8 protein-coding genes are annotated in these 11,612 nt (G+C 70.3%); 7 read left to right on the top strand and 1 reads right to left on the bottom strand.

Annotation, left to right across the window (positions count from 1 at the left end):
* The first annotated feature begins 77 nt into the window (after positions 1-77).
* The 7 genes from D7D94_RS03315 (at position 78) to rpsT (ending at position 10,011) form a co-directional block, all read left to right on the top strand.
* Positions 78-2,879 carry an ExeM/NucH family extracellular endonuclease gene (locus D7D94_RS03315; RefSeq protein WP_156241203.1) on the top strand — a complete coding sequence of 934 codons (2,802 nt, stop codon included), beginning with the start codon at positions 78-80 and terminating at the stop codon, positions 2,877-2,879.
* Between the two features lie 188 nt (positions 2,880-3,067).
* The gene (locus tag D7D94_RS03310; protein ID WP_246171863.1) at positions 3,068-4,039 is read left to right on the top strand and encodes an ABC transporter permease; all 972 of its coding nucleotides are present in this window, start codon (positions 3,068-3,070) and stop codon (positions 4,037-4,039) included.
* A 1-nt stretch (position 4,040) separates the two neighbouring features.
* Entirely contained in the window at positions 4,041-4,982 is a 942-nt protein-coding gene (locus D7D94_RS03305) for an ABC transporter permease (protein WP_246171862.1), read from the top strand.
* Entirely contained in the window at positions 4,979-6,907 is a 1,929-nt protein-coding gene (locus D7D94_RS03300) for an ABC transporter ATP-binding protein (RefSeq protein ID WP_156241201.1), read from the top strand. Before D7D94_RS03305 ends, D7D94_RS03300 begins: the two co-directional genes overlap by 4 nt.
* Positions 6,908-7,074: 167 nt before the next feature.
* Positions 7,075-8,802 (top strand): ABC transporter family substrate-binding protein, encoded by a 1,728-nt coding sequence (locus D7D94_RS03295; RefSeq protein ID WP_156241200.1) that lies wholly within the window; start codon positions 7,075-7,077, stop codon positions 8,800-8,802.
* Between the two features lie 70 nt (positions 8,803-8,872).
* A complete protein-coding gene (locus tag D7D94_RS03290; protein WP_156241199.1) occupies positions 8,873-9,604 on the top strand; it encodes an alpha/beta fold hydrolase in 732 nt (243 codons plus the stop codon).
* Between the two features lie 146 nt (positions 9,605-9,750).
* Positions 9,751-10,011: a 30S ribosomal protein S20 gene (gene rpsT / locus D7D94_RS03285; protein WP_156241198.1), complete on the top strand. Its 261-nt coding sequence runs from the start codon at positions 9,751-9,753 to the stop codon at positions 10,009-10,011.
* Between the two features lie 515 nt (positions 10,012-10,526).
* Here the strand turns inward: rpsT and holA are convergent.
* Positions 10,527-11,576: a DNA polymerase III subunit delta gene (gene holA / locus D7D94_RS03280; RefSeq protein ID WP_156241197.1), complete on the bottom strand. Its 1,050-nt coding sequence runs from the start codon at positions 11,574-11,576 to the stop codon at positions 10,527-10,529.
* Positions 11,577-11,612: the final 36 nt, after the last annotated feature.

The following is an 11,612-nucleotide window of genomic DNA, read 5'->3' as shown; positions in this document are numbered from 1 at the left end:
CTGTCCGTTCACCCGACGACGATTGCCTGGAAGACGCGGGGCCGACCCGCGCCTCCCGCACTCCGAAGGAGACGAACGTGCACCATCCCTCTTCCCCGCGCGGCGTCCGCCGCGCGATCTGTCTGGCGTCGACGGCCTGCATCGCCGCGGCCCTCCTCGCGCCGACGGCCGCACAGGCGGCGGTGGCCCCCGGCGCCGGCGTGCTCATCAACGAGATCTACGGCGGGGGCGGCAACAGCGGCGCCGCCTTCAGCCGCGACTTCGTCGAGATCGTCAACACGACGTCGCAGCCGCAGAGCCTCGCCGGCTGGAGCGTGCAGTACGCGTCGGCCACGGGTTCGAGCTGGCAGGTGACGCCGCTCGGCGACCTCACGCTGGCCGCCGACGCCGCTCTGGTCGTCGGGCAGGCGTACGGCTCGAACACCGCCCTGCCCGACGTCGCCGCAGACGTCGAGGGCTCGACGGCGCTCAGCGGCTCGCAGGGCAAGGTCGCCCTCGTGTCCGACGACACCGCCCTCTCCGGCTCGTCCGGGCTCGCGACCGCGGACCGGGTCGTCGACTACGTCGGCTGGGGCGGCGCCAACGACTTCGCGGGCTCCCCGGCGCCCGCGACGACCAACGCCACCGCGATCACGCGCACCGACGGAGCCAACACGGCCGACAACGGCGCCGACTTCGTCACCGCGGCGCCCACGCCGGTGGGCGGAGACGGCGGCGCGACGCCGGAGCCGACGCCCGAGCCGACGCCCGAGCCCGGGGAGCCGGTGGCGATCGCCGAGATCCAGGGCACGGGCGACCGCTCGCCGCTGGTCGGCGCGACGGTCAGCACGACCGGCGTCGTGACCGCGCGCTACCCCTCCGGCGGGCTGGACGGCTACGTCGTGCAGACGCCCGGCACCGGCGGCGATCTCGATCCCGCCGCGCACACCGCCTCCGACGCGCTCTTCGTCTACTCGACGGCGACCGTCGACGACGTGGCGATCGGCGACACCGTGGAGGTGACCGGCGAGGTCGTCGAGTACTACGGCCTCACCGAGCTGTCGGTGCGCGCGGGCGGCGCGCGCGTCGTCGCCGACGCCGAGCCGGTCGCCCCCGCAGCGGTCGGCTGGCCGGAGACCGACGAGGAGCGGGAGCGGCTGGAGTCGATGCTCGTCGCGCCGACCGGACACTTCACGGTCGCCGACACGTACGCCACGAACTCCTACGGCGAGGTCGTGCTGGCCGCCGGGGACGCGCCCCTGCGCCAGCCCACCGACGTCGCGCGCCCCGGGAGCGCGGAGGCGCAGGCGGTCGCGGCGGACAACGCCGCCCGCCGCGTGAGCCTGGATGACGGCTCCTCGGCGAGCTTCAGCGCGAACCGCGACCTCACCCCCGCCTACATCTCGCTCGTCGAGCCCATCCGCGTCGGCGCATCGGCGACGTTCACGGAGCCCCACATCGTCGACTTCCGCAACAGCGCGTGGAAGCTCAACCCCACCGAGCCGCTGGTGGCAGACGGGTCGGGTGCCGACGGCGTCGTGTTCGACAACACGCGGACATCCGCACCCGAGGAGGTCGGGGGCGACGTGAGCGTCGCGTCGTTCAACGTGCTCAACTACTTCACCACCCTCGGCGTCGACGACGCGCGCTGCGTGCCGTACCGCGACCGCGCCGGCGACGGCGTGACCGTCGACGAGGGCTGCGATCAGCGCGGCGCCTGGGATGCCGAGGACTTCGAGCGCCAGGAGGCGCGCATCGTCGCGGCGATCGACGCCCTCGACGCGAACGTGGTGGGGCTCATGGAGATCGAGAACTCCGCACGTCTCGGCGAGGAGCCGGACGAGGCCCTGGCGACCCTCGTCGCCGCGCTCAACGAGGCCGCGGGCACCGAGAAGTGGGCGTACGTCGCGTCGCCGGCGGACCTGCCCGACGCGAGCGAGCAGGACGTCATCACCTCCGCGCTCATCTACCAGCCGGCGGCCGTCTCGCCGGTCGGCGTCGCGACCGCTCTCGACACCGGCGATGCCGAGGTGGACGCGTTCCAGAACGCCCGCGAGCCGATCGCGCAGACGTTCGCCGCTCCCGGCGGGGAGCCGTTCACCGTGGTGGTGAACCACTTCAAGTCGAAGGGCTCCGTCGGGCCGTGGCCGGGAGATGTCGACGCCGGCGACGGCCAGGGCACGTCCAACCAGTCGCGGGTGCTGCAGGCGCAGGCGCTCGCCGAGTGGATGGCGACGGACCCCACGGGGACCGGCGCCGAGGCGCAGCTGCTCGTGGGCGACTTCAACTCCTACACGCAGGAGGACCCGATGCAGGTGCTCTACGAGGCCGGCTACGTCGACGCGGAGACCGCGTTCGGGTCATCGGAGAGCAGCTACGTGTTCCAGGCGCTGTCGGGCTCGCTCGACCATGTGCTTCTGAACGCCGCAGCCGCCGAGCTCGCGACCGGCGCCGACATCTGGTCGATCAACAGCGGCGAGGCCGTCGCGCTGGAGTACAGCCGCTACAACAGCCACGGCACGCTCTTCTACGAGCCGACTCCCTACCGCTCCAGCGACCACGACCCCGTGATCGTCGGGCTCGACACGGTCGACGAGGCCGCATCGGTGGAGACGAGCACCACGCTGCGCACCACTCCTCCCGGGCAGGCCAAGAAGGGCGCGCCGAATCTCCTCACCGCGACCGTGACCGCCGCCGGCGACGCCGAGCCCGTCGGCACCGTCGCGTTCCACAGCGAGAGCCGCGTGCTCGGCGAGGTGCAGCTCGACGACGGCACGGCGGTGCTCGAGGTGCCGGCGGACCTTCCGCGCGGAAACCACCGCGTCAGCGCCGTGTTCGTCCCCGCCGGCGGCGGCTTCCTGCCGTCGGAGAGCAAGGAGCGCATGCTGGTCCTGCGCTGACACGAACCCGGTCCGGGTCCCGCCGCGTGACAGCGCGCGCGGGACCCGGACCGCTCGCCACGCGCGGGCGTGAACACCGCCGATGGGAGCGACCAGGGGTAGAGTCGACGCTCAACGTGTGCGATGAATGCGCTACCAGCGTGCTCAGCGCAGTCCGACGAAGGAAACCCCCGACTTTGATCCGTTACATGCTCCGCCGCATCCTGGGGTGGCTGCTCATCATCGCCGTCGCGACGAATCTGACCTACTTCCTGGCGTGGCTCTACCTCGACCCGCGCAGCAACTACGTCGGCCGCCGCCCGCCGCTCTCCGAGCAGCAGATCGTCGCCCTCCTGGAGCCCCGCAACCTCAGCGACACCGTGCCGCTCTTCCAGCGCTGGTGGACCTGGCTCTCCGGCATCCTCACCCGCTGGGACTGGGGCCTCAGCCCCACCGGCGGATCGGTGAACGACGAGGTCGCCTACCGCATGTGGATCTCCGCGGAGCTCGTGCTGGGGGCGACCATCCTCACCGCGATCGTCGGCATCGCCATCGGCGTCTACACCGCCTCGCGCCAGTACAAGCTCGCCGATCGGATCGGCCAGGCGACGTCGATCGTCACCATGAACATCCCCGTCGTCGTGGCGGCGCTCGGCATCGTGCTCATCGCGATCTCGATCAACCAGGCCGTGGGCACCCGGGTGTTCTACGTCACAGGATCGGCCAGCGTGGGCGTCGAGGGCTTCCTCCCCGTCCTCGTCGACGTCGTCCAGCACCTGACTCTCCCGACACTGGGCCTCGTGCTGACCGGCTACGCGGCGTACCACTTCCTCCAGCGCTCGCTGCTCCTCGACAACATCAGCGCGGACTACGTCCGCACCGCCCGCGCGAAGGGGCTGACGAAGGCGCAGGCCATCCGCCGCCATGCGCTGCGCACGTCTCTCATCCCGGTGACCACGCAGGTGGCGTTCAACATCCCCGCCGCCTTCACCGGGGCCATCCTCACCGAGTCGATCTTCGGATGGAGCGGCATGGGCCAGTACTTCGCCCAGACCATCTCGACGAACGACATCCACGGCACGGTCGCCACCGCGGCATTCGGCGCCTTCATGACATTCATCGGTGCGATGCTCGCGGACGTCGCGGTCGTCGCCCTCGACCCCCGAGTGCGGGTGAGCTGACATGACGATCACAGATATGCGCGATCCTCTCGAGCACGGAGACAACCCGCCCCCCGCGGTCTCCGAGGTGAGCGGCGGACGCAGCAAGCCGCTGCGGAAGTCCTCGCTGTACGTCCGGCGCTTCATGCGCAACCGCCCCGCCGTCGCCGGCATCGTGATCTTCATCCTGCTGGTGCTGTTCGCGGTCATCGGGCCGCTGTTCCAGAAGTACGACCACATCGAGCTCGACTTCCTCGCCCTCAGCGACGCGCCGAACGCCGACCACTGGTTCGGCACGAACAACTCGGGCAACGACCTCTACGCCATGGTGGTCGTGGGCCTGCAGCGCTCCATGATGATCGCCGTGGGCGTCTCGGTGGGGACGACCGTCATCTCCGCGCTCGTGGGCGCCGCCGCGGCCTATTTCGGCGGCTGGTTCGAGAAGACCGCGCTCGCGGTCATCCACTTCCTCATGGCGGTGCCGACCTTCCTCATCATCGCGATGATCTCCAACGACTCCGGCGGCGACTGGCGCGTGATCACCATCGTGCTGATCCTGACGAACTGGTTCATCGCGGCCCGCACGATCTGGACGCTGTCGCTGTCGATCCGCGAGCGGGAGTACATCCAGGCCGCGCGCTACATGGGCGTCAGCGGCTTCCGCATCGTGCTGCGCCACATGATCCCGAACATCGGGTCGCTCCTCGTCATCAACTTCACGCTCGGCGTCGTCAGCGCGGTGATGCTCGAGACCGGCCTGTCGTTCCTCGGCTTCGGCGTGAAGCTGCCCGACGTCTCACTCGGGTCGCTCATCGGCACCGGCTCCGGCATCATCACCAGCGCGCCGTGGATGTTCTTCTTCCCCGCCGGCGCCCTCACCCTGCTCACGGTCTCGATGGCGCTCGTCGCCGACGGCCTGCGCGACGCCCTCGACCCGACTTCGGCGGCTGGAGGCCGCGCATGACCGCACCTGTTCTCTCCGTCCGCGACCTGCGGGTCAGCTTCGCCTCCGAGGCCGGAAGGGTCGACGCCGTCCGCGGCGTCTCCTTCGACCTCCTCCCCGGCCGCTCTCTCGGCATCGTCGGCGAGTCGGGATCCGGCAAGTCCGTCACCTCGCTGGCGATCATGGGCCTCCTCGCCGAGACCGCCCACGTCACCGGCTCGATCTCGTTCGAGGGGCAGGAGCTGCTGGGCAGGACGGACAAGCAGATGTCGGCCATCCGCGGCAACGGCCTGGCAATGATCTTCCAGGATCCGCTGACCTCGCTCACGCCTGTGTACACGATCGGCGACCAGCTCGTCGAGGCGCTCGTCGTGCACGACTCCGGCATGAGCCGGAAGCAGGCGTGGGAGCGGGGCGTCGAGCTGCTCACCCTCGTCGGGATCACCGAGCCCGAGCGCCGTATGAAGTCGTTCCCGCACGAGTTCTCCGGCGGCATGCGGCAGCGCGTGGTGATCGCGATCGCGATGGCCAACAAGCCCAAGCTCATCATCGCCGACGAGCCGACGACCGCCCTCGACGTGACCATCCAGGCGCAGATCCTCGATCTCATCCGCACCGCCCAGCGCGAGACGGGCGCCGCGGTCATCATGATCACGCACGACATGGGCGTGGTGGCCAACATCGCCGACGATGTCCTCGTCATGTACGCGGGCAAGCCGATCGAGCAGGCGCCCGCCGTCGAACTGTTCGACGACACCCGGATGCCCTACACGATCGGCCTGCTCGGGGCCATCCCCCGGGTCGACCGCAAGCAGAAGGAGCCGCTGGTCGCCATCAAGGGCAACCCGCCGCTGCTCATCGACCTGCCCGACGCGTGCCCCTTCGCGGATCGCTGCCCCATCGTGCTCGACGCGTGCCGCGCCGGCGAGCCGGCCCTCATCCCGGTCGGCGGCCGCGACGACCATCGCGCCGCGTGCATCCGCGCCGACGAGATCCGCTCCGGCATCATCGGCGGGCGCCCCGTGTACCCGATCCCGGAGATCCCGGAGAGCGACCTCGTGCGCGTGCCGCGCGAGGAGCGCGAGACCGTGCTCGAGGTGTCGCACCTGTCGAAGACCTTCCCGATCCTCAAAGGCGTGCTCAAGCGCAAGGTCGGCGAGGTGCAGGCGGTCAAGGACATCTCCTTCGACATCAAGCAGGGCGAGACGCTCGCGATCGTCGGCGAGTCGGGCTCGGGCAAGACGACGACGCTCCTCGAGATCATGGAGTTCTCCGCACCCGAGGGCGGCGACATCCTGCTCGGCGGCACGAGCGTGCGCGACCTGAAGGGCCGCAAGCGCGAGCGGATCGCGCGCCGCGACATCCAGATCGTCTTCCAGGACCCGATGGGCGCGCTCGACCCGCGCATGACGGTCTTCGACATCATCGCCGAGCCGCTGCAGACCATCGGCGTCTCGAAGGAGCGCACGCATGAGCGCGTGGACGAGCTCATGGGGCTCGTCGGCCTGAACCCCGCGCACAGCGACCGCTTCCCGCAGGCGTTCTCGGGCGGCCAGCGCCAGCGCATCGGCATCGCCCGGGCGCTCGCCACCGAGCCGAAGCTCGTCGTGCTCGACGAGCCGGTGTCGGCGCTCGACGTCTCCATCCAGGCCGGCGTGCTGAACCTGCTCGACGAGCTGAAGACGCGCCTCGGCATCAGCTACCTCTTCGTGGCCCACGATCTGTCGGTCGTGCGGCATCTGGCGGATCGCGTGGCCGTGATGTACCGCGGCGACTTCGTCGAGTTCGGCGATGTCGACGACGTCTTCGACAGCCCGCAGCACCCGTACACGCAGGCGCTGCTGTCGGCCATCCCCATCCCCGACCCGAAGATCGAGCGCGGGCGCCAGCGGGTCGAGCTCGACCCGAGCACCTTCAGCAGCGGCGGCCAGGCGCGCGCCAGCTGACGACGTAGCCCGAGCGCGGAGCGCAGCAGCACCGCGCTCGGGTTCCTCGAGATCGCGGCACGCAGGTCACGGCTCGCTCACGTTCCGGCACGAGCGTCCGCCCCGCGATTAGCCTCGATCTCATCTCTCCCACATCCCCACGCCTGCGAAGGCGCGAAAGGAGCACCATGAAGAAGCAGCAGAAGTGGATCGGGGCCGCAGCCGCAGCCGGCACGCTGGCCCTCGTCCTCGCGGGTTGTGCCGGTGGCGGCGGCGGTGACAACGGCGGCGGCGGTTCCGACGGCGGAAACGCAGCCAAGACCGAGATCACGGGCGCGGACTACAACCCGCAGCCGCGCGAGAACCTGCAGCAGGGCGGCGAGGCGACCTTCCCGATCCCCGAGATCCCCGAGCAGCTGAACGCCAACCACTCGGACGGCACCGTCGACACGGCGACGCTGTGGGAGTGGTACAACCCGCAGACGATCCTGATGACGCCGGAGGGCGAGGCGTACGCCAACCCCAACTACCTGACCGACTGGACGACGGAGATCGTGGACGACAAGACCGTCGTCACCTACACGATCAACCCTGAGGCCACGTGGAACGACGGCAGCCCGATCACGTGGGAGGCCTACAACCAGACGTGGATCGCCAACCGCTCGCTGGATGAGGGCTACATCCCCAACACCACCGACGGCTACGAGCTGATCGAGTCCGTCGAGCAGGGCGAGGACGAGCGCCAGGCCGTCGTCACCTTCAAGCAGGTCTACCCGTGGACCGAGGGCCTCTTCTGGCATCTCGTCAACCCGGCGATCAACACCCCGGAGCTCTTCAACGAGGCGTACGTGGGCGAGGTGCACCCCGAGTGGGGCGCCGGCCCGTACAAGGTCGAGGACTTCGACGCGAACGGCGGAACCGTCACCTTCGTGCCGAACGAGAACTGGTGGGGCGACGAGCCCATGCTCGACAAGGTCACCTTCCGCGTTCTCGACGACACCGCGGAGATCAACGCGTTCCGCAACGGCGAGATCGACTGGGCGCTGACGAACACCGAGGACCGCCTCGCGCAGGTCGCCGACATGGATGGCGTCGTGACGTACCGTGCGCAGCGCACGGCGACGAACCTCCTCGAGATCAATGCGGAGCGCGAGCAGTTCGCCGACCTCGATGTGCGCAAGGCGATGTTCATGGCGATCAACCGCGACCAGATCAAGGAGGTCGTCTGGAACGGGCTGGACTACACCGAGCCCGACGCCGGCTCCTTCAACCTCTTCCCCTTCCAGGAGGGCTACGTCGACGCGCTGAGCGAGGCCGGCTGGGAGTACAACGTCGAGGAGGCCAACTCGATCCTCGACGAGGCCGGCTGGACCATGGGCGACGACGGCGTGCGCGAGAAGGACGGCGTCCGTCTCGAGGGCGTCCTTCCGCTGTTCGGCGACGACCCGGTGGTCGAGGCGCGCGGCCGCATCATCCAGACGCAGCTCGCCGAGATCGGCGCGGCGATCACCCCCGAGGTGCGCCCGTCGTCGGACTTCTCGAACGACCTCACCACGAAGAACTGGGACCTCGTCATGCTCGGCTTCTCGTCGAGCGACCCGTACGGGGTGGCGTACATGTGCCAGATCTACTGCTCGGACAGCGGTCTGAACCTCTCGTCGACCGGCACGCCGGAGATCGATGAGCGGATCGCCAACGAGGTGTCCGCGCTGCCGACGGCCGAGGAGCAGACCGAGGCCGGCCTGAAGCTGGAGTCGGAGATCATGGCCGAGACGTGGGGCATCTTCCCGCTCTACGCCGGACCGCAGATCGTGACGGCCAAGGAGGGTCTGGCGAACCTGACCCCCGAGACCTACACGGGTCTGGACCTCTTCGGCCTGCAGCCGGTGGAGAACACGGGCTGGGTCAAGGAGTAATCCTCACCCTCCCCGAGGGGCCGACGGCAGCTGCCGTCGGCCCCTTCTGCGTGGTCGATAGCATGGCGGCATGAGCGTGCAGGTGGTCCTCGTGCACGGCATCCGCACGTCGGCGACGATGTGGCGCGCGCAGGTGGCGCACCTGCAGCGGCGGGGCGTCGTGGTGCACGCGATCGACCTGCCCGGACACGGGTCGCGGATGGACGAGGACTGGTCCCTCGACGAGGCCTTCGCCACCATCGACCGCGCCATCCGCTCGGCGGCCGCCGCCGGCCCCGTGCTCCTCGTCGCGCACTCGATGGGCGGGCTGCTGTCGCTCGCGCTCCTCGCGCAGGATGACGCCCCACCGGTCGCGGCCCTCATCGCCGTGGGAGCGACCGCGCTCCCCCGCGGCGCAGGCCTCCGCCTGTATCGCCTCCTTTTGCAGGGCATGCAGCGGATGCCCGGCAACGGCATGTGGCTCGTCCAGCGCGTGCTGCGGGCGACCCTTCCCGAGGAGACGCGCCTCGACTTCGGGGCAGGAGGATACGCGCTCCGCTCCGAGGACGCGGCCCTGTCCGGCCTCGCCACCCTGGACATGCGCTCGGCTCTGCCGCGGCTGCAGACGCGCACCTGGTTCGTGAACGGCGAGTGGGATCAGCTGCGCCTGCACGAGCGCCTCTTCACGCGCCTCGTGCCGCATGCCGAGCTCATCGTCGTGCCGCGCTCCACGCACCTCGTCACGGCGATGCGGCCCGCGGTCTTCGCCGCCGTGCTCGATCTCGCGATCGCGACCGTCGAGCGAGCGGACGGCCAGGGCTGACCTGGTAGCATTGGTCCTTGGCTTGCGTGTGGGGGCACCCACACAGCCGTACGACGCCCCTCTCTCGTCACGCGGCAACTGAAGAAGCACACTCGGGTCGGCCGTCACAGGATCGCCCGAATCACTCCGAACGAAAGTCATTCGACGTGGCAAACATCAAGTCGCAGATCAAGCGCATCAAGACCAACGAGAAGGCGCGCGAGCGCAACAAGGCCGTGAAGAGCGAGCTGAAGTCGCTCGTCCGCAAGACGCGCGAGGCTGTCGCCGCCGGCGACAAGGCCGCCGCCGAGGCGACCCTGGCGAAGGCCTCGAAGAAGCTCGACAAGGCCGTGAGCAAGGGCGTCATCCACAAGAACCAGGCCGCCAACCGCAAGTCGGGCATGGCGAAGCAGGTCTCTTCGCTCTGAGCCTCATCGCTCTGGAGAAGGCCCGTCCCGCATCGCGGGGCGGGCCTTCTGCTGTGCGCGGGGGCGCGTAGTGCGGTTCGACGCGCGGGGCGCAGCGCGCGGGGGTGTCGGCGGGATGCGCGGGGCGGCCGAGCCGGCGGGACGCGCGGGGCGGCCGAGCCGGCGGGACGCGCGGGGCGGCCGAGCCGGCGGGATGCGCGGTGCGGCACTCCGCTGCTACGGCGCGGCGCTGCTCCGAGACAGCACTGTCGCTCACGGCCTGCGCCTTCGCGCCGACACAGCGTGCACCACGCGCTGTCTCGGAGCGAACGCGGTGGGTGCGCTCGTGGAGCATGCAGTCCGGGAGGATTCGCGCAGGCCGGGAGCGATGAAGCAATCTCGCCCGCAGCGCGCGGCGTCTGTCTCGGCGCGTGCGGTCTCGGCGCATGGACGCAGTCTCGGCGCGTGGGCGCGGTCTCGGCGCGTGGCCGCGGTCTCCAAGCGCGTGCGCAGTTCCCTACACGTGGTCGCAGGTCTCAGCGCGTGGGAGCACCGAACGGGGCGCGCGTGGCGATGACCGTCACCATCCGCTCGAGGGCGAAGACCGGGTCGCGCGACGCACCCTTCACCTCGGCGTCGGCGCGGGCGATCGCCTGGATGGCCAGCGCGAGGGCACGCTCGTTCCATCCGGCCTGCAGGTCTCGGCGCGCACGGTCGACCTGCCAGTCCTTCATCCCGAGGCGGGTCGCGAGCGCGCGCGAGGGCTCGCGCGAGCCGGCAACGCGCGCCATCGTCCGCAGCTTCATCGCGAACGCCGCGACCAGCGGCACCGGGTCTGCCCCGGAGTCGAGGGCGTGCCGCAGCGCGACGAGCGCCTCGCCGTAGCGCCCGGCGATGGCGGTGTCGGCCACGGCGAAGGCGTTCGTCTCCACGCGGCCGCCGTAGTAGCGCGTGACGACGTCCTCGGTGATGTCGCCCTCGACGTCGGCGACGAGCTGCTGGCACGCGGCGGCGAGCTCGGCGAGATGGCCGGTGAACGCCTGGGTCAGCGCCTGCAGGGCCTTCGGCGCGATCCGCTTCCCGGCTGCGGAGAACTCTCCTGCGGCGAAGTCGAAGCGGTCGGCATCTCGTTTCACCGCAGGACACGGCACCTCGACGCCGCGGCCGACGCCCGAGCGGATGGCGTCGAGCAGCTTCTTCCCGCGAACCGTGGCGCCGTTGTGCCGGAGGACGAGCGTGGCGCCCTCCTGCGGAGCCTCGATGTACGCGAGCGCCTCGGTGAGGAACGCGTCGCTGCATTTCTCCACGGCCGACACCCGGACCATCCGCGGCTCGCCGAAGAGTGACGGCGAGGTCACCGCGAGGAGCATGCCCGAGGTGTAGTCCGATGCGACGATGTCGGTGATCTCGAGCGACGGATCCTCGGCCTTCAGGTAGTCGCGCACACCGGCGATCGCGCGCTCAGCGCAGACCTCCTCCGGCCCGGAGACGAGCACGATCGGCGCCGGCTCCGGGCGCCGCCACGACAGCTGCGGGATGGCCGTCTTCGTCGCCTTCGCGGGGGTCTTGCGGGGTGCTGCGGCCATGGACTCAGCCTACCGGCGGCCCCTGACACCCCTCCC

The organism is Microbacterium oryzae, from assembly GCF_009735645.1.
GTDB lineage: Bacteria > Actinomycetota > Actinomycetes > Actinomycetales > Microbacteriaceae > Microbacterium > Microbacterium oryzae.
This window is presented reverse-complemented; position numbering and strand designations above follow the sequence as displayed.